The following is an 18961-nucleotide window of genomic DNA, read 5'->3' as shown; positions in this document are numbered from 1 at the left end:
ATCGCGGAGAGGTCATGGCTCAGTCCGAATGACCGGAGCTTACTCGGCGGCGACGCGATGCGCCTGGCTGCCGTCCGTATAGGTCTCGGCCTGGAGACGCTTGCCCGGAGCCGCGCGGCCCGGAAGCGGCGGCAGGGCCTTGGCCTTCTCCAGATCGATGCCGGCACCTTCGGCGACGCGACGGCCGTAATCCTCGTCGGCATGCCAGAAGTGCCAGACCATCCGCAGCTGGATGGGCTCCGGGCACTGCTTCATGTCGCCGACGAGATTGGCGATCAGGTCGTCACGCTCCCAATCCTGGAAAGAACGGTAGCGGACGCCGGCCTGGGTGTAATCGTCTTCGGTGCGCGAGGTCTGGTAGCGGCCGAGCTGGCCCTGGACCGGCTGGTGATAGTCCTTGGCGGGCTTCGGAGCTTCGCGCAGGCCCTCGGCCAGGGTGGAGGGCTCGTAGTTGATGTGCCGGTTCGGGCCGGTGCCGTCGACCGAATAGGTCATCTGGCCATCACGCTGGTTCGAATAGACCTTCACACCGGGCTGCGGCGCATTGATCGGCAGCTGCAGGTAGTTGGCACCGACGCGGTAACGCTGGGTGTCCGAGTAGGACAGCGTCCGGCCCTGGAGCATCTTGTCGTCCGAGAAGTCGATGCCGTCCACGAGCACACCGGTGCCGAAGGCCGACTGCTCGACTTCCGCGAAGAAGTTGTCCGGCACGCGGTCCAGCACCATGCGGCCCACGGGCAGAAGCGGGAAGTCCTCGACCGGCCACAGCTTGGTGTCGTCGAGGGGATCGAACGACAGGTGGTCGTTCGGGCCGTCCGGCATGATCTGCACGCAGAATTCCCACTCGGGGAAGTTACCCTTGGAGATGTTGTCGTAGAGGTCGCGGGTCGCGTGACCGACATCCTTGGCCTGGATCTCGGACGCCTGGGCCGAGGTCAGGTTGCGGATGCCCTGCTTGGGCTCCCAATGGAACTTGCAGAGCACGGCTTCACCCTGGTCGTTGACCAGCTTGTAGGTGTTGACGCCCGAGCCCTCCATCTCGCGATAGTTGGCGGGAATGCCCCAGGGCGACTTCAGATGCGTCACCATGTGGATGGCTTCAGGGTGCTGGGCCACGAAGTCGAAGAAGCGCCATGGCTCCTGGCGGTTCGTCACCGGGTCCGGCTTGAACGCATGGATCATGTCGGGGAACTTGATCGCGTCGCGGATGAAGAAGACCTTGAGGTTGTTACCCACGAGATCCCAATTGCCGTCGACGGTCTTGAACTTCACCGCGAAGCCGCGCGGGTCGCGCTCGGTCTCGGGGCTCTCCTTGGCGCCGGCCACGGTGGAGAAGCGCACGAACATCGGCGTCTTCACGCCGGTCTCGTTCAGCACGCGAGCACGGGTATACTTGGAAGCCGGCTCGTTGCCGATCTTGCCGTAGGCTTCGAAATAGCCATGGGCGCCGGCGCCGCGGGCATGGACGACGCGCTCGGGAATACGCTCACGGTCGAAATGAGTGATCTTCTCGATGAACTGATAGTTCTCGAGGGTCGCCGGTCCCCGCTCGCCGACCGTGCGCGTGCTCTGGTTGTCACGGACCGGATGGCCCTGGCGGGTGGTCAGTATCGGGCGTTGATCGCTCATGCGGGACTCTCTCCTGAAATGTCGGGACGATCCGGATCGGGCATGCGGCGCCGCTACGCCATCCTGGAATCGTTCTGAGACACCCTTATGAACCGCGCCGGATCGTTTGGCTAATGCATCGTCGCAAAGGCTGCGATAGATAGAGCCTATGAACGTATCGGGTCTGTCCCTCCGGGATCTGGAATATGCCGTGGCCGTGGCCGACGAGAGCCACTTCGGCCGGGCGGCCGAACGCTGCAACGTCAGTCAGCCCACGTTGAGTGTGCAGGTGCGCAAGCTCGAAGAGGCCCTGGGCGTCGTCCTGTTCGAGCGCGGCAACCGGCGGGTCATGCTGACACCGGCGGGACAGAGCATCGTCCGGCAGGCGCGCACGGTTCTGGCGGAGGCGCAACGCCTGCTGGCCCTGGCGAGCGAAGGGCGCGGCGCGCCGCTCACCGGCCGCCTCGTCCTCGCGGCGATCCAAACCCTCGGCCCCTACCTGTTCCCCCTCGTGCTTCGGACGTTGAGGCAGGAATTTCCCGTCCTGTCCCTGGCGCTGAGCGAGGCCAGGACCGCGGAGATCCTGGAAGGCCTGCGTGACGGGCGGATCGATGCCGCGTTGATCTCCCTGCCGGTACCGACCTCCGGTCTCACCGTCTCGCCGCTGTTCATCGAGCCGTTCCTGCTGGCCTGCCCCTCCGACCATGCCCTCGCACAGGGTGGGGCGTTGCGGGCGACGGATATCGCCGGGCCGGACCTGCTTCTCCTCGACGAAGGCAACTGCCTGCGCGATCAGGCGGTCGCCGCGTGCGGCGCCGGCTCGGCGGCGGGCCGCCACGCCACCTCCCTCGAGACCCTGCGCTCGATGGTGGCCGCCGGCGCAGGCTACACCCTCCTCCCCGCCCTCGCCGTGCCGGCCGGGGCCGATGCCAGCGGCCTCACCGTGACGCGCAGCTTCGATGTGGATGGACCGGGCCGCACCATCGCGCTCGCCTGGCGGTCCAGCGATCCACGCGCCGCCGGCCTGTCGCATCTGGTGGGCTTCTTCAGGGCGCATGCCCCCGCCGGGACCGCGGCGTTTCGCGACGATGCCGGGGCGAACCGTGACAGTGGCGCCGATCCGGTGTAACGGCGGGCACTTCCCAACTATCGGTTTCCCGTGCTCAGCCCGCGCTCCCTCGGCCTTTGGACGGCGCTCGTCGCCGCCTCGGCCGCTATCGCCTACGGCCTCACGCTGGCACAGTTCCCGGCGGCGCTCCTCCTGGGGCCGATGCTCGTGGCCATCGCCTTCGGGGTCGGCGGGGCGAGCCTGTCGCTGGCGCGGCCCGGGTTCCAGGCGGCGCAGGCCATCATCGGCTGCCTCGTCGCCAAGGCGGTCACCGCCGACATCGTCGGGACGCTCCTCGATGACGGATTGCTGATCCTCGCCGTGGTGCTCGTCACCGTGATGGCCGGCGCCCTCGTGGGCTGGGCATTGACCCGCCTGCGGATCCTTCCCGGCAGCACCGCCGCCTGGGGCTCCTCCCCCGGTGGGGCCGCCGCCATGACGGCCATGGCCGAGGAATACGGCGCGGACCCGCGCCTCGTCGCCTTCATGCAATATGTGCGCGTCGCCGCCGTGGTCCTCTCGGCCTCCGTGGTCGCCCGCATCCTTACCGATACGTCGAGCACCGCGAAGGCCGCTGCCCTGGCGGATACCGGCATCCTGCCCGTTCTCGCCACTCTCGCGGTCGCCGGGATCGGCGTCGCGCTGGCCCGGCTCCTGCGCCTGCCGGCGAGCGCCCTCGTCGGGCCGATGATCCTGGGCGCCGTCCTCCACGCCACGGGCCTCGTCTCGATGGCCCTGCCCGAACCGCTCCTCGACCTCGCCTATGCCTGTATCGGCTGGTATGTCGGTCTGCGCTTCACGGCGCAGACCTTGCGCGAGACATTCGCCGCCCTGCCGGGCATCCTCGTCGCCACCTTCGCCGTCATCGCCCTGTGCGGCGGCTGGGCCTACGGCCTCACCTTCCTGCTGCCGGTGGACTTCCTCACGGCGTTTCTCGCCACCAGTCCGGGCGGGCTCGATTCCGTGGCGATCATCGCGGTGGGCTCCAAGGCCGACGTGTCCTTCGTCCTGGCCGTGCAGACCCTGCGCCTGTTCGTGGTGCTCCTGACCGGCCCGCTTCTCGCGAAATGGATCGCCCGCGGCGCTCCCGCGGATCGCTGACCCCATGCACGCGCTCTATCTCGCCTTCCTCAATTCCTGGCGCGGCCTCGTCTTCGGCGCCCGGACCGAACGAGCCCTGCGCCTTGAACTCGTCCTGCTGGTGATCGGAATTCCCGCCGCGTTGCTGATGGGGTCGACGCTCTGGGTTCGCGTGGCACTGCTGGCGAGCCTGCTCGCGATGCTGGCGGCGGAGTTTCTGAACACGGCGATCGAGAAGCTCTGCGACCACCTCCACCCCGATCGCCATGTCAGGATCGGCGTCGTGAAAGACCTCGCCTCCGCGGGCGCCTTCATGGCGCAGGCTCTGGTGGCACTGGTGTGGCTGGCGGCCGCCATCGACAGGTTGTTCTGAAGCCGTCGCTCCCTCGCCATCTCCGCGACGGGCGGCGCCTTGTCCCACCGGGCCGGGGGATCGCCCCTCGCTTCTTCCGTCCCACGGGCGTATCCCGAAGCTCATCCGACACCGATCCCAGACCTGCGACGGAGCACGCGTCTCCTTGACCGACTACATCCGCAAGATCCTCACCGCCCGCGTCTACGACGTCGCCATCGAGAGCCCGCTCGATCCCATGCCGCGCATGTCCGCGCGTCTGGGGCGCCCGGTCCTGCTCAAGCGAGAGGACCTGCAGCCGGTCTTCTCGTTCAAGCTGCGCGGCGCCTACAACAAGATGTCGGGTCTCTCGTCCGAGGTGCTGGCGCGCGGGGTCGTCTGCGCCTCGGCCGGAAACCATGCCCAGGGCGTTGCTCTCGCAGCGGCTCGGCTCACCGTGCGTGCCGTCATCGTGATGCCGCGCACGACCCCCGCCATCAAGGTCGATGCCTGCCGCGCGCGCGGGGCCGAGGTCGTGCTGTTCGGCGATACGTTCGACGAGGCGCTCGGCCATGCCCGCCAGTTGGAAGGCGAGCAGGGGCTCACCTTCCTCCACCCGTTCGACGATCCCGATGTGATCGCCGGCCAGGGCACCATCGGCATGGAGATCCTGACCCAGCATTCCGGACCGATCGAGGCGATCTTTGTGCCGGTCGGCGGCGGCGGTCTCGCCGCCGGCATCGCCACCTTCGTGAAGTACCTGCGGCCCGAGACCAAGGTCATCGGCGTCGAGCCGGACGATGCCGCCTGCATGGCGGCGGCCCTGGCCGCCGACGAGCGTGTCGTGCTGCCGACCGTAGGATTGTTCGCCGACGGCGTCGCCGTGCGCCAGGCCGGTGAGGAGACCTTCCGCCTCTGCCGCGAGCATCTCGACGGGGTCATCACCGTGGATACCGACGCCATGTGCGCGGCGGTCAAGGACATCTTCGACGATACCCGCGCGGTCTCCGAGCCCTCCGGCGCGCTGGCTCTGGCCGGTGCGAAGGTCTACGCGGCGCGCGAGGGCGGCTCGGCCGGGACGCTGGTGGCGATCTCGTCGGGAGCCAACCTCAATTTCGATCGTCTGCGCCACATTGCCGAGCGTGCCGAGATCGGCGAGCAGCGCGAGGCGCTCCTCGGCGTTACGATCCCCGAGCGCGCGGGCGCCTATCGCGCGTTCATCCGCCATCTCGGCCCGCGTGCGATCACCGAGTTCAACTACCGCTACGCGCCCTCCGCCGAGGCGCAGATTTTCGTGGGCATCAACCTGCCCGGCGGGATCCCGGAAAAGCGCGATCTCATCGCCGGCCTTCGGGCCGACGGCTACAGCGTGGTCGATCTCAGCGACAACGAGATGGCCAAGGTTCACATCCGCTACATGGTCGGCGGCCGTTCGGCCGAACTCGCCGACGAGCGCATCTACCGGTTCCAGTTTCCGGAGCGGCCGGGCGCCCTCCTGCGATTCCTCGACGGCCTCGCGGACGGGTTCAACATCACCCTGTTCCACTACCGTAACCACGGAGCCGATTACGGCCGCGTGCTCGCCGGGATCAGCGTGCCCGCCGAAGAGCGCCAGCGTTTCGACGCCGCCCTGGACGCTCTCGGATACCCATGCGTCGATGAGACGGACAATCTCGCGTACCGCCTGTTCCTGGCGACAGGAGAGGTCGCCCGGCCGGAAATCGCTGCCTCCGAGGCCGCTTCCGCCCATTGAGCATTGTCGGTGATGCTTGTCCCGGCCTTCCCTCATGGAGGCCGGGCAATGCCGAAACAGCATTTTTCGAGCATGAAAAGTACGCAGCCCCGCCCCGGAGGAACGTTTTCTAAATTTGTCATAGGATAATTTGCACCCCAGTTTATCGAGGGGCTTCCGTTCTTATGTCTATCGTTAGCAGTCTCAATGTCCGCCTGCCCGTCATCATCGTGGGGTTGGCGATGGTCAGCACCGCCGTCATGGGCAGTCTGAGCTGGTACTCAGCCAAGTCCGGCTTGATCTCCGCCGTGCAGGAACGGCTGGAATTCGCCGCCACGGCCCGCAAGATCGGCCTGGAACTGATCGCCGATCGGGCACGCGGCGATCTGGTGGCCACCGCCGGCAACAATCAGGTTTCGAGCAATGTCGGCGATCTGGTTGAGTCACTCGATCCGGCGAAGGCCGATTATGCCGGCCTCGTGCAGGCCTTCACCAGCCCGACGACCGCGCAGGAACGCATGGCGGTCGAGGGCACCGGCACCATGTATGGCCGTCGCCATGCGAAAGTGCAGGAAGTGGCGCGCAAGCTCGTGGAGCGTCCCGGCTATGCCGACCTTCTCTTCGTCGATGAAGAAGGGCGCATCGTCTACACCACCACGAAGGGTGCGGATTTCACCCATAACTTGTCGGAGCCGGAGCTTCAGAAGACCGGCCTCGCCAAACTCATCGAGCGCCTGAAGACCGCTGAGCCCGATACGGTTCTGACGCAGGACTTCACTGCCTATCCCGCCGATTCCGGTCCCTCCGCCTTCCTCGGTCGCGGCATCTACCGTCGCGCCAACGTCGCCATGGGAACCGGGCAGGCCGCCTCGCGGATCGGCTTTCTCGTGCTGCGCGTGACGCCCGCCCTGTTCGACGCCTCGCTGTCCGAGCGAAACGGCCTGGGTGCCACCGGACAGGTGATGGCCGTCGGCTCCGATGGCCTGCTGCGCGGCAACCCGCCCCTGAACGCATCCGCGAAGGCGGGCATGCCCGTCGCGACGACGGGTCTCGATGCCGAGAACCTGAAGTCCGGCAAGCCCTTCGTCTACGGCAGCGGCGACAAGGCCCGCCTGGCCGCCACCGCCTCGATCTCGATGATGGGGTCACCCTGGACCATCGTCGCCGAGCAGGCCCAGGGCGAGGCGCTCCATTCCGTGGATAGCCTGACGAAGTCGCTGCTCATGTCGGCTCTCGCGGTTCTCGCTGCCACCGCTCTTCTCGGCCTGCTCTTCGCCCGCAGCATCGTCCGGCCCCTCGGCGCCCTCGCCCGTGCCCTCCAGGCCTTGGCCCGCCGCGAGATCCTCGAAGAGGTTCCCGGCAGCCGTCGTGCCGACGAGATCGGCGACATCGCCCGCGCCGTCGTCACCATCCGCGACATTTCGCTGGAAGATGCGGCTCAGCAGCTTCGCACCACGGAGGCCTCCCGCATGCGCGCGGAGATCGAGCGCCGCGCCCTGCTCAACGAACTCGCCGACAATTTCGAGCGCTCCGTCGGCCGCATCGTCGATGGCGTGTCGTCCGCCTCGGCGAGCCTGCACGATGCGTCGAACAGCATGACCATGACGGTGGACGGCACGGTCAGCCGTTCGACGTCGGTCGCCGCCACCGCCCATCAGACCGCCGGCAACGTCAATGCGGTGGCCGCCGCCGCCGAGGAGCTCGGCGCGACGGTGCAGGAGATCGGACGTCAGGTCGAGCAGGCCGCCGACATGTCCCGCTCCGCCGTCGAGGAGGCAAGCCGTACCGCGGAGACCATGCGCACGCTGTCGGTCGCCGCGACGCGCATCGGTGACGTGGTCGGCATGGTCCAGCAGATCGCATCGCAGACCAACCTGCTGGCCCTCAACGCGACCATCGAAGCCGCGCGTGCGGGCGAAGCCGGACGCGGGTTCGCCGTCGTGGCGGCCGAGGTGAAGAGCCTCGCCGAGCAGACCTCCCGCGCCACGGCCGAAATCCACCAGCAGGTGGAGGCGATCCAGGGCGCGACCAACGGCGCGTCGGGCGCGATCCAGGGCATCGTCTCGCGGATCGAGAGCATGAGCATGGTCACCAGCAGCATCGCCGCGGCCGTGGAGGAGCAGAGCCTCACGACGCAGGAGATCGTCCGCAACATGGGGCAGGCTTCGGCCGGTACCGGCGCCATGACCACGGATATCGAGGAGGTCGCCCGGTCGGCGGCCGAGGCCGGCACCTCCGCCGGTCGGGTCCTGACGGCCTCGGAAGATCTGTCGACCCAGTCCGACAGCCTGCGTTCGGAAGTCGGTCAATTCCTCGCGACGGTGCGGGCCGCCTGACCCGTCATGGGCCTCCCGCGTCGCCCGAGGGTTGACGCGGGAGGCCCGGCACGTCCAAAGCCGGCCCCATTCCTGGAGGCCAGCCGATGCCGCCGTTGCTCGCCCTGCCCTTTCCCGCCATCGATCCGGTGGCGGTGGCGATCGGCCCGATCACGATCAAGTGGTACGCCCTGTCCTACATCGCCGGCCTCGTCGGCGGTTGGTTCTATGCCCGCCGGCTGGTGGCGGCGGACCGGTTCTGGGGTGTCGTGCGGCGGCCGAGCCTCAACGATATCGACGACCTCATCGTCTGGGTCGCCCTCGGCGTCGTCCTCGGCGGCCGCATCGGCTACGTAGTGTTCTACAATTTGCCGCTCTATCTCGACGATCCCCTCGAGATCCTGGCGATCCGCAACGGCGGCATGTCCTTCCACGGCGGCTTTCTCGGTGCCGTCCTGGCCATGGTGCTGTTCGCCCGCTCGCGAAAACTGTCTCCCTATACCCTTCTCGATCTCGCCGCCGTCGTCGTTCCCATCGGCCTGTTCTTCGGTCGCATCGCCAATTTCGTGAACGGCGAGCTGTGGGGGCGGATCGCCCCGGATTTCGCCTACGCGGTGGTGTTTCCCTCGGGCGGCCCGCTGGCGCGGCACCCGAGCCAGCTCTACGAGGCGGCCACGGAGGGGGCTCTCCTGTTCGTGGTGATGGCCATCGCCGTCCGCGCCTTCGGCTTCCGCAAACCGGGGCTCATCGGCGGACTCTTCGTCCTCGGCTACGCGCTCGCCCGCACGTTCTGCGAGTTTTTTCGTGAACCCGACCGGCAGCTTGGATACCTCTTCGGTACCGGGGACTGGCGCTATGGCGGCATCACCATGGGGATGCTGCTCTGCGTGCCGATGGCCCTGATCGGCATCGCCTATATCGTCCTCGCCGCCCGCGGCGTGACGCAGCCGCGCCCTGAACAGGCGGAGACCGTACGGGCCGACGCAGCGTGACCACGCCGCTCTTCGCCGAGATCCGCGACGAGATCGTCGAGACCGGCCCCATCGGCATCGCCCGTTACATGGCGCTCTGCCTCGGACATCCGGTCCACGGCTATTACCGCAGCCGCGATCCGCTCGGCGCCCGTGGCGATTTCGTCACCGCGCCCGAGATCAGCCAGATGTTCGGCGAGTTGATCGGTATCTGGATCGCCCTGACATGGGCTGCCATGGGCGGACCGAGCCACCTCGTCCTGGCGGAACTCGGCCCCGGTCGCGGCACGCTGATGGCCGACGCCCTGCGGGCCTTGAACCGCGCGGCACCCGATTGGAAGCCCGCCATTCACCTCGTCGAGACCAGCCCCGTTCTTCGGGCGGCGCAGGCGTCCCGCCTCGCCGTCGTTTCACCAACGTGGCACGATGGCATCGAGACCCTGCCCGATGGGCCGATGATCGTCATCGCCAACGAGTTCTTCGACGCCCTCCCCGTTCGCCAGTTCCTGAGGACGCAGCGCGGCTGGTGCGAACGCCTCGTCGGCCTCTCTCCGGATGGCGGTCGCCTCGCCTTCGGTCTCGCGGCGGAGCCCGACCGGGAAATCGCGGTCCAGGCGCCGGTCGGGGCGCTGATGACCGTTCCCGGACCGGCCCTCGACATCGTGCGGAGCTTGAGCCGCCGGATCGTCACTCAGGGCGGCGCGCTCCTGGCCATCGATTACGGCCATGTGCGGCGTGGATTCGGCGATACGCTCCAGGCGGTATCCGCCCATCGCTTCACCGATCCGCTGCTGGCTCCCGGCGAGGCGGATCTGACGACCCATGTCGATTTCGCTGCCCTCGGGAGGGCCGCGATCGGCGAGGGAGCCCGAGTCGATGGTCCCTTGGACCAGCGGGGGTTCCTCCTGAACCTGGGCCTGCGTGAGCGCGCGGATCGCCTGAAGGGCGTGGCGAGCCAAGCACAGGCCGAAGCGGTCGACGCCGCCTTCCATCGCCTGACCGCGTCGGAAAAAAGAGGAATGGGCAGCCTGTTCCAGGCCATCGGGATCGCTGATCCAAGACTGGCCGCTCTCAGCGGTTTCGCCTCGGCCTAAGACCGCGATCTTCATGGCGTAGCCGCCGGGATCGAGACGCCGAACACGGCGACCCGGTAGATCGCGCGCCCTGTCCTATAAGGCTGTTCAAGGTACGCATTCGATCGGCGGGAGGTCGAGGTGGTCATCGCGCCTATCCGTTCCGCTCGAACGGCTTCGCTCTATCGCGCCGAACCTCCTCCGGCCCGTATTGCCGAACGCTCGCGATGGCATTTGTCCGACAGGGAATTTGCCGTGATGACGCCTGACGCATAAGAACATTCGCCACGAGTCTCCGTGTGGCGACGAAGCGAGGGTCAAGCGCATGAAGGTTGTCGATCTCGACCGGGAGACGATCAAGCGGGGACTCGAGGATCGCTCGATCCTGCTCATCGACGTGCGGGAGCCTCACGAATACGCGGCCGGGCACATTCCGGGTTCCGTCACCCACCCTCTGTCCACCTTCGACACGCGCGCCCTGTCGGCTCTGATCGCCGAGGACGGTCGTCGCCCGGTCTTCTCCTGCGCGGCCGGTGTCCGTTCGGTCCACGCCCTGGCCGCCGCTCAATCCGCCGGGATCCCGGTGGAGGAGCATTATGTCGGTGGGTTCAAGGACTGGTATCTGGCCGGGGAAACGGTCGAGTCCTGAACATTCCACGTCTCAATCCCATAGCTCCACGGGCTATGTGCGGCAGCGCACGACATCACGGGAACGGTGCCTTTAGCTCGCAGGGCGCAGGGAAAAGCAACATGATCAAGCGTCCGCTCTCCGGATGGTCGTCCGCGATCCTCCTGTCCGCCGTATTTCTGGCCTTCGCCTCTCCGGTTTCCGCCCAGGCCCCCGGTGGTCCGCCTCCGAAGGTGACCACGGCCAAGCCGGTTGTACGTGAGATCGTCGAGACCGATGTCTATACGGGCCGGTTCGATCCCGTTGAGATCGTCGACGTCCGGGCGCGGGTCACGGGCTATCTCGAGAAGGTCAATTTCGTGGACGGCGCCACGGTGAAGAAGGGCGACCTGCTCTTCGTGATCGACCGTCGCCCCTACAAGGCCGCCCTCGATCAGGCCAAGGCCGCCCTCACCTCCGCCCAGGCCGGACTGACCTTTTCCCAGACCGACCTCGAACGCGCTCAGACGCTGAGCCGTTCCGGCAACATCTCCGAACAGGTGACGGACCAGCGCCGGCAGGCGTCGCAGACGGCTCAGGCCAATGTGGACAGCGCCGATGCGCAGTTGCGCCAGGCACAGCTCAATTACGACTTCACCGAAGTCCGCGCGCCGATCTCGGGCCGTATCAGCCAGCGCCTCGTCACCGAGGGCAATATCGTCATCACCGATCAGACCCAGCTGACCACGATCGTCTCCCTCGACCCGATCTACTTCGGCTTCACCGTGGATGAGCGCTCCTTTCTGAAATACCAGGGCAGCCTCGGCATCGGCATGGGGCAGACCCAGAAGGGCAAGGGCGTTCCGATCCTGATCGCCCTGACCAACGAGACCAAGCCGACGCGCAAGGGCACCCTCGACTTCGTGGACAACCGCGTCGACAACGCCACCGGTACGGTGCTGCTGCGCGCCACCGTCGAGAATCCAGACGGCTTCATCAAGCCGGGCCTGTTCGGCATCGTCTCGCTCCCGGCGACGAAGCCCTTCCAGGGCATCCTCCTGCCCGACGAGGCCATCTCCGCGAACCAGGACAAGCGCATCGTCTACATCGTCGCCGACGATGGCTCGGTGAGCACCCGCGACGTGAAGCTCGGGCCGAAGGTCGATGGTTACCGCGTGATCCGCGAAGGCCTGAAGGGTGACGAGAACGTCGTCGTCAACGGCCTGTCCCGCGTCCGCCCGGGCGCCAAGGTGACGGCGGAGGCGAGCACGCTGCCACCGAGCCGCAGCTGACGCGCAACCCATTCTAGACCGGACCCGCCGGTTTCCGCCTTCCGTTTCAGGGGCGTGACATCCGGCGGGTCCGTGACGGCGAACGAAGAAACATTCCCGCAGAGGTGGCCCAGGGCGCCTTTGTGGCGAGAGGTTTGACCGATGCGCTTTGCCCACTTCTTCGTCGATCGGCCGATCTTCGCGTCGGTGACGTCGATCATCTTCCTGATCCTCGGCTACGTCTCCTACGAGTCGCTGCCCGTCGCGCAATATCCGGAGATCGTTCCGCCGACCGTCGTCGTGCGCGCCTCCTATCCGGGCGCCAATGCCGAGACGGTGGCGGCAACGATCGCGACGCCGATCGAGCAGGAGGTGAACGGCGTCGACAACATGCTCTACATGACGTCGTTGTCGACCAACGACGGCAACATGCAGCTGACCGTCACCTTCAAGGTCGGCACCAACCTCGATATCGCCAACGTGCTGGTGCAGAATCGTCTTTCGGTGGCGCAGCCGCGCCTGCCGCCCGACGTGCGCAACCTCGGCGTCACCGTTCGCAAGTCGTCGCCCGACCTGATGATGGTCGTGCACCTGCTGTCCCCGGACAACACCTACGACCAGAACTACCTCTCGAACTACATCTACCTGCGTATCCGCGACGAGCTGCTGCGCCTCGATGGCGTCGGCGACATCACGGTGTTCGGCGGCAGCGAATACGCGCTCCGCATCTGGCTCGATCCGAACAAGCTGTCCGCCTACGGCCTCTCGACCACCGACGTGATCTCGGCCCTGCAGGAGCAGAACGTCCAGGTCGCCTCCGGGGCGCTCGGCGCCCCGCCGGCGCCGAAGGACAATGCCTTCCAGCTCGTCGTCCAGTCCCAGGGCCGCTTCCAGACCCCGGAAGAGTTCACCGAGGTCATCGTCAAGGCCAGCGACGGTCGCCTCGTGCGCGTGAAGGATATTGCCCGCACCGAGATGGGCCAGAAGGACTACACCACGCAGTCCTTCCTGAACGGGACCCCCGCCGTCGGCGTCGGCGTGTTCCAGCGTCCGGGCACCAACGCCCTCGAAGCCGCCACGCAGGTGCGGGCGACGATGGAGACGATCAAGAAAAGCTTCCCGCCGGGGGTCCAGTACAGGATCGCCTACAATCCCACCGAGTTCATCGAGGAATCGGTCCACGAGGTCTACAAGACCCTGTTCGAAGCCGTGGCCCTCGTGGTCATCGTGGTCATCGTCTTCCTGCAGAGCTGGCGCACGGCGCTGATCCCGGTGATCGCGATCCCGGTCTCGCTGATCGGCACCTTCGCGGCCATGCAGGCCTTCGGCTTCTCCATCAACAATCTCACCCTGTTCGGGCTCGTCCTCGCCATCGGCATCGTCGTCGACGACGCGATCGTGGTGGTGGAGAATGTCGAGCGGAACATGGCCGAGGGGCTGTCGCCCGGAGACGCCGCGCACAAGACCATGGACGAGGTGGGCGGCGCGGTGCTCGCCATCGCCCTCGTCCTGTCGGCGGTGTTCATCCCCACCGCCTTCATCCCCGGCATTTCGGGGCAGTTCTACAAGCAGTTCGCGCTCACCATCGCGGCCTCGACCATCATCTCGATGTTCAACTCGTTGACGCTGTCGCCGGCGCTCTGCAAGTTGCTGCTCAAGCCTCACCACGAACACGCCAAGCCTAAGTTCTTCCTGACCCGGTTCGTCGCCTGGCTCGCCGACTTGTTCAATCGGGGCTTCGACAAGCTGTCGCATGGCTACGCCGCCACGATCCAATTCCTGACCGGCCGCACGATCGGCCTGCTCGGCATGATGGTGGTCTATGCCGCGATCATCGCCGGCACGCTGCATGTGGCCACGACGACGCCCACGGGCTTCATCCCGCAGCAGGACCAGGGTTACCTCATCGGCGTCGTCCAGCTGCCGGCGGGCTCGGCCCTGGAGCGCACCACCGCCGTGGTGAGGCGGGCCGCCGACATGGCCTTGAGGGTCGACGGCGTCAGCGATGCCGTCATCATCTCGGGCTTCGACGGGGCGACCTTCACCAACACCACCAACGGCGCCGTGATGTTCCTGGTCCTGAAGGGGGCAAAGGAGCGCGCGACGACGGGCAGAACGGCGGCTGCGATCACCGGCGATGTGTTCAAGGCCACCGCCTCGATCCAGGAGGCCCGCGTCCTGTTCATCCCACCACCACCGGTCCGCGGCCTCGGCACCGGCGGTGGCTTCAAGATGCAGATCGAGAACCGCCAGAGCTCCGCCATCGCTCCGCTGCTGGCCGCCACGAACGAGATCCTCGGTCAGGCGAACCAGAGCAGCGACGTCCAGCGGGTGTTCACGACCTTCGGCAACGACACGCCTCAGCTCTTCATCGACATCGATCGCACGATGGCGCGGATGCTGAACGTGCCGCTGGCTTCGGTCTTCGCCACCCTGCAGACCAATCTCGGCGGCGCCTACATCAACGACTTCAACACGTTCGGCCGCATCTACCAGGTGCGCGCGCAGGCCGATGCCGCCTTCCGCCTGGAGAAGCGCGACATCGAACAGCTCAAGGTCCGTTCCTCCACCGGCGCTCTGGTGCCCATGGGGACACTGGCCTCGATCCGCGAGATCAGCGGGCCGCAGATCGTGCAGCGGTTCAACCTGTTCTATTCGGTGCCGATCCAGGGCGATGCCAAGCCCGGCGTGTCGACCGGCCAGGCGCTCGCGGCGATGGAGAAGATTGCCCAGTCCCTGCCGGAGGGCTACGCCTACGATTGGACCGAGATCGCCTTCCAGCAGAAGGCGACGGGCAACACTGCGATCTACGTCTTCGGTCTCGGCGTGCTCCTCGTCTTCCTGGTGCTGGCGGCGCAGTACGAATCCTGGGCGCTGCCGCTGGCGATCATCCTCGTCGTCCCGACGGGCGTGCTCTCGGCCCTGGGCGCGGTCCAGTTCAGGGGGCAGGACAACAACATCCTGACCCAGATCGGACTGATCGTGCTCATCGGTCTGGCGGCGAAGAACGCGATCCTGATCGTGGAGTTCGCTCACCAGCTGGAAGAGACGGAGAGGAAGGGGCCGGTCGCCGCCGCTGTGGAAGCCTGTCGCCTTCGCCTGCGCCCCATCCTGATGACGGCCTTCGCCTTCATCCTCGGTACGGTGCCCCTCGTCATCGCCACCGGTCCCGGCGCGGAGATGCGTCAGGCCCTGGGCACCGCGGTCTGTTTCGGCATGATCGGCGCGACCTTCTTCGGCCTGTTCCTGACCCCGGTCTTCTACGTGGCGATCCGCAACATCCTGATCTGGTTCGCCAAGAAGCGCGGCAAGGATCCGCATGGCGGCACACCTGACAAGCACGATCCCCACGCGACGCCGACGCATGCGTGACGACGACAGGCTCCGGCGCGAGATGTCCGCGCCGGAGCCACGGAAAAGGGGTTGCACATGGGGGACCGTGAAGCTAAGACCGCTCAGCCCTTCACGGGGCGTCGAAGCGTAGCGCGGCCCGGTCAGCGCATCGGTCTCAGGACCGGTAACCGGAGCGGCATCCTAAGTGATCGACGAGTTCAGAGCGGTTCTTGACGGAGTATAGCGCAGCCCGGTAGCGCACCTGTCTGGGGGACAGGGGGTCGCAGGTTCAAGTCCTGCTACTCCGACCATTAAAACGCGGTGACATCGGCATATCAGCAGATGTCCTCCGCTCTGACGTTCAAGGCCGGGGCGCGCTGTCCCCGGCCTTTTTCGTTTTTCCGGGCTGACCTCGGTGCAGTCGGCGACCGTCCCGCTCCGACGCGTGCGTCAGGCCGCCGTCCTGCTGAAGGTCGCGCCGATGGTCTCGTCGCTCCGCCAGACGACGCGGCAGACCTCGATGCCTTCGATACACGCCGAATGCAGGATGAAGGTGTCGGGGACCAGGGCTGTTTCCGGAAGGATGAGCCGTACGCCGGAGGCGGAGATGTCGTAGACGATGCAGGGAAGCGTCGTGTGTTCGTCTATGGCGATGAGGCCGGCCTCGTCCTTACGCCGCCGCTCATCGATCCGACGTTCATTCATGACCACCTCGCATCTTCCGTTATCCCGAGAATGGTCAGGGGTCTGCGAAAGAACCGGGAGTGAGATCCGTCAAATGCAACGGATCGGGCTTCGAATCGGCATATCCGCGGCTTCAGAAGAAGATCGGCCGCGCTGCCGCGTGATGTTCTGCCAGGATCGAATCCGTGGCCGGATCGATCTCCATGAGCACCGCGTCGTAGCCCCAGAGATCGGCCAGATGCTGCAGGACGTGGCGGGCATCCTCCGCCTGAAGCGTGATCCGGTTCAGCGCCTTGTGGTGGACGATGAGGCGGCGATCGCCTTCCAGATCGACGTCGACCACCTCGATATCGGGATCGAGCCAGGCGACGTCGTACTGCCTCGCGAATGAGCGGCGCAGCTTCCGATAGCCGCGCTCGTCATGGATCGCCTCCACGCGCAACTCCGCCTCGTCGGGATTGTCCACCACGTGGAAGAGCCGCATGTCGCGCATGAGCTTGGGGCTGAGGAACTGGGCGATGAAGCTCTCGTCGCGGTAGTTCGCCCAGATGTCGCGCAGGGTCGCCATGGCATCGCCCGTGCCGGCGATCTCGGGGAACCATTCGCGATCCTCCTGCGTCGGTTGCTCCACGATGCGGGCGATGTCCTGCATCATGGCGAAGCCGATGGCATAGGGATTGTGCCCGCCATAGCCGCGCTCGTTGTAGTTCGGCTGGCGAACGACATTGGTGTGCGACTGCAGGAATTCGAGATAGGCCGCCTCGCCGATCAGCCCCTTCTCCGAGAGCGAGTTCATGATCCGGTAGTGGCAATAGGTGGCGCAGCCTTCGTTCATCACCTTGGTCTGGCGCTGGGGATAGAAATACTGCGCCACGAGGCGGACGATCCGCAGGATCTCGCGCTGCCAAGGACGCAGGCGCGGGGCTGCCTTTTCGAGGAAGTAGAGCAGGTTCTCCTGGGGCAGTTCGAGCAGGGCTTTGCGCCGCTCCAGGGCGGCGTCCGGCCGGAGTCCCGCACTCTTCTGCGGCAGGGTGCGCCACAGGTCGTTGTAGATCTGCTCGCCATGCTCGGCCCGCTCGCGTTCGCGCCGCTGCTCCGAGGCGAGGTCCGGCCGCTTCTTGCGCGGATAGCGGTGGACGCCCTGACTCATCAGAGCGTGGGCGGCGTCGAGCACCTGCTCCACCGCCTGATGACCGTAGCGTTCCTCGCAGCGGGTGATGAAACCCTTGGCGAAATCGAGGTAATCGAGGATGCCCTCGGCATCGGTCCATTGCTTGAACAGGTAGTTGTTCTTGAAGAAATGGTTGTGACCGAAGGCGGCGTGCGCGATCACCAGGGTCTGCATCGTCGCCGTGTTCTCCTCCATGATGTAGGAGATGCACGGATCCGAGTTGATGACGATCTCGTAGGCGAGGCCCATCATCCCGCGGCGATAGCCGGCCTCGTGCTGCGCGAAGTGCTTGCCGAACGACCAGTGCTTGTAGAACAGCGGCATGCCGATGGAGGCATAGGCGTCGAGCATCTGCTCCGCCGTGATGATCTCGATCTGGTTCGGATACCAGGACAGGCCGAGTTCCTCGCCAGCGATCTTTTCGCAGGCATCGTGGATGCGGCGGATCGTGTCGAAATCCCAGTCGTTGCCGGAAAACAGAGGTGTCTGGCCGCCCGACATCGTCGGCGATGCGGGGAAATGGAGGTTCGTGACCATCGTCGTCCTTCTCTCCGAGCGTTCCGGCTCTCCTCCCCTCCCCCTCGCGCGCGGGAGGAAGGGTTCACCTCATCGTGCCAACTCGTCCCAAAACCGGCTCCCCGGCTTCGGGCCGATGCCCGAGCGTCAAGCCTCCGCTTCGGCGCGCGCGTCCTTGCGCCCGAACAATTCGCGGAAGACCGGGTAGATGTCGCGGCGATGGTTGACTTTGCGCATGGCGATGGCGCCGCCGGATTTGGCCAGAGCCTCGTAGGTGCGCCACAGGGTGGTGCGGTGCTCGACGAAGCCGGCGCGGGGGCCGTTCTCGTCGCCGACTTCGAGATAGGCGAAGTGCTGGCAGGCGGGCAGGATATGGGCGCGCAGGAGTTCGGTGGAGGTCGGGCCATCGCTCGACACATTGTCCCCGTCCGAGGCCTGGGCCGCGTAGATGTTCCAGTCGTTGGGGTCGTAGCGCTCGGTGATGACGCGCTTCATCTCCACCAGCGCCGACGACACCAGGGTGCCGCCCGTCTCGCGCGAGCCGAAGAACGTCTCCTCGTCCACCTCCGTCGCCTTGTCGGTGTGGCGAATGAAGACGATCTCCACGTGCCGGTAGCGCCGCGTCAGGAAAATGTGGAGCAGGATGTAGAAGCGCTTGGCGAGATCCTTCATGTGCTCGGTCATCGAGCCCGACACGTCCATGAGGCAGAACATCACCGCCTGGGCGATGGGGCGCGGATAGGGCTCGAAGCGGCGATAGCGCAGGTCGATCGGATCGACATAGGGAATTCGCCTGGTGCGTTCGCGCAGGGCCTGCAGGGCGAGCCTCATGTCGGGGAGGCGGGGGTCGCCGAGATCGGCCTCGGCGATGCGGCCTTCGAGTTCCGCGATCTCCTCCGGCTTTGGGCGTTTGAGCGCGATGCGCCGCGACATGGAATTGCGCAGGGTGCGGGTGAGCGCGAGGTTGGCGGGCGAGCCTGACACTGTGTAGCCGGCGCGCCGCAGGCCTTCGGTCTCCACGATCGAGAGGCGGCGCTTGGCCAGATCCGGCAGTTCGAGGTCTTCGAGGAACAGTTCGAGGAACTCCTCCCGCGTCAGCACGAAGTGGAACGCATCCTCGCTGTTCTCGGAGCCCTCTCCGCCCTGGCCCGACCCCTTGCC

General features: G+C 66.4%; 14 protein-coding genes and 1 tRNA gene. 11 read left to right on the top strand and 4 right to left on the bottom strand.

The window, feature by feature from the left end; translation table 11 throughout:
* Nucleotides 1–39: 39 nt before the first annotated feature.
* Complete coding sequence (locus FV220_RS01455; protein WP_147829190.1) at nt 40–1629, bottom strand: catalase; 1590 nt, start codon at nt 1627–1629, stop codon at nt 40–42.
* Nucleotides 1630–1777: 148 nt separating this feature from the next.
* Between FV220_RS01455 and FV220_RS01450 the strand changes: the two genes are divergently transcribed.
* The 11 genes from FV220_RS01450 (at nt 1778) to FV220_RS01400 (ending at nt 15740) form a co-directional block, all read left to right on the top strand.
* On the top strand, nt 1778–2737 hold the full coding sequence (locus FV220_RS01450) for a LysR substrate-binding domain-containing protein (RefSeq protein WP_147829188.1): 960 nt from the start codon (nt 1778–1780) through the stop codon (nt 2735–2737).
* 30 nt (nt 2738–2767) lie between these two features.
* Nucleotides 2768–3817, top strand: coding sequence for an AbrB family transcriptional regulator (locus tag FV220_RS01445; protein ID WP_056145881.1), 1050 nt, complete (start codon nt 2768–2770; stop codon nt 3815–3817).
* A gap of 4 nt (nt 3818–3821) precedes the next feature.
* Complete coding sequence (locus FV220_RS01440; protein ID WP_147829186.1) at nt 3822–4169, top strand: diacylglycerol kinase; 348 nt, start codon at nt 3822–3824, stop codon at nt 4167–4169.
* Nucleotides 4170–4272: 103 nt separating this feature from the next.
* Entirely contained in the window at nt 4273–5880 is a 1608-nt protein-coding gene (gene ilvA / locus FV220_RS01435) for a threonine ammonia-lyase, biosynthetic (protein WP_274534497.1), read from the top strand.
* Nucleotides 5881–6044: 164 nt separating this feature from the next.
* The gene (locus FV220_RS01430; RefSeq protein ID WP_056145873.1) at nt 6045–8195 is read left to right on the top strand and encodes a methyl-accepting chemotaxis protein; all 2151 of its coding nucleotides are present in this window, start codon (nt 6045–6047) and stop codon (nt 8193–8195) included.
* An 86-nt stretch (nt 8196–8281) separates the two neighbouring features.
* The gene (gene lgt / locus FV220_RS01425) at nt 8282–9166 is read left to right on the top strand and encodes a prolipoprotein diacylglyceryl transferase (protein ID WP_147829184.1); all 885 of its coding nucleotides are present in this window, start codon (nt 8282–8284) and stop codon (nt 9164–9166) included.
* Nucleotides 9163–10239, top strand: coding sequence for an SAM-dependent methyltransferase (locus FV220_RS01420; RefSeq protein WP_147829182.1), 1077 nt, complete (start codon nt 9163–9165; stop codon nt 10237–10239). Before lgt ends, FV220_RS01420 begins: the two co-directional genes overlap by 4 nt.
* 304 nt (nt 10240–10543) lie before the next feature.
* Nucleotides 10544–10867 carry a rhodanese-like domain-containing protein gene (locus tag FV220_RS01415; protein ID WP_147829181.1) on the top strand — a complete coding sequence of 108 codons (324 nt, stop codon included), beginning with the start codon at nt 10544–10546 and terminating at the stop codon, nt 10865–10867.
* Between the two features lie 101 nt (nt 10868–10968).
* The gene (locus FV220_RS01410; RefSeq protein WP_018042334.1) at nt 10969–12117 is read left to right on the top strand and encodes an efflux RND transporter periplasmic adaptor subunit; all 1149 of its coding nucleotides are present in this window, start codon (nt 10969–10971) and stop codon (nt 12115–12117) included.
* Between the two features lie 141 nt (nt 12118–12258).
* Entirely contained in the window at nt 12259–15468 is a 3210-nt protein-coding gene (locus FV220_RS01405) for a multidrug efflux RND transporter permease subunit (protein WP_147829179.1), read from the top strand.
* 195 nt (nt 15469–15663) lie between these two features.
* Nucleotides 15664–15740, top strand: a tRNA-Pro gene (locus FV220_RS01400).
* Nucleotides 15741–15879: 139 nt separating this feature from the next.
* On the opposite strand, the gene FV220_RS01395 is transcribed toward FV220_RS01400, so the two are convergent.
* The 3 genes from FV220_RS01395 to FV220_RS01385 form a co-directional block, all read right to left on the bottom strand.
* A complete protein-coding gene (locus tag FV220_RS01395) occupies nt 15880–16134 on the bottom strand; it encodes a PilZ domain-containing protein (protein ID WP_018042332.1) in 255 nt (84 codons plus the stop codon).
* A gap of 112 nt (nt 16135–16246) precedes the next feature.
* Complete coding sequence (locus FV220_RS01390) at nt 16247–17821, bottom strand: SpoVR family protein (RefSeq protein ID WP_056145860.1); 1575 nt, start codon at nt 17819–17821, stop codon at nt 16247–16249.
* A gap of 126 nt (nt 17822–17947) precedes the next feature.
* Nucleotides 17948–18961 (bottom strand): YeaH/YhbH family protein (locus tag FV220_RS01385; RefSeq protein ID WP_147829177.1); only part of this gene is annotated, 1014 nt, incomplete at its 5' end.

It is taken from the genome of Methylobacterium sp. WL19 (assembly GCF_008040005.1).
Lineage (GTDB): Bacteria > Pseudomonadota > Alphaproteobacteria > Rhizobiales > Beijerinckiaceae > Methylobacterium > Methylobacterium bullatum.
This window is presented reverse-complemented; position numbering and strand designations above follow the sequence as displayed.

What these genes read in the sequence shown, in the direction of transcription:
- FV220_RS01455 (WP_147829190.1), bottom strand. Translation starts at nt 1,629, where the DNA reads ATGAGCGATCAACGCCCGATACTGACCACCCGCCAGGGCCATCCGGTC.
- FV220_RS01395 (WP_018042332.1), bottom strand. Translation starts at nt 16,134, where the DNA reads ATGAATGAACGTCGGATCGATGAGCGGCGGCGTAAGGACGAGGCCGGC.
- FV220_RS01405 (WP_147829179.1), top strand. Translation starts at nt 12,259, where the DNA reads ATGCGCTTTGCCCACTTCTTCGTCGATCGGCCGATCTTCGCGTCGGTG.
- FV220_RS01440 (WP_147829186.1), top strand. Translation starts at nt 3,822, where the DNA reads ATGCACGCGCTCTATCTCGCCTTCCTCAATTCCTGGCGCGGCCTCGTC.
- FV220_RS01415 (WP_147829181.1), top strand. Translation starts at nt 10,544, where the DNA reads ATGAAGGTTGTCGATCTCGACCGGGAGACGATCAAGCGGGGACTCGAG.
- lgt (WP_147829184.1), top strand. Translation starts at nt 8,282, where the DNA reads ATGCCGCCGTTGCTCGCCCTGCCCTTTCCCGCCATCGATCCGGTGGCG.
- FV220_RS01450 (WP_147829188.1), top strand. Translation starts at nt 1,778, where the DNA reads ATGAACGTATCGGGTCTGTCCCTCCGGGATCTGGAATATGCCGTGGCC.
- FV220_RS01410 (WP_018042334.1), top strand. Translation starts at nt 10,969, where the DNA reads ATGATCAAGCGTCCGCTCTCCGGATGGTCGTCCGCGATCCTCCTGTCC.
- FV220_RS01390 (WP_056145860.1), bottom strand. Translation starts at nt 17,821, where the DNA reads ATGGTCACGAACCTCCATTTCCCCGCATCGCCGACGATGTCGGGCGGC.
- FV220_RS01430 (WP_056145873.1), top strand. Translation starts at nt 6,045, where the DNA reads ATGTCTATCGTTAGCAGTCTCAATGTCCGCCTGCCCGTCATCATCGTG.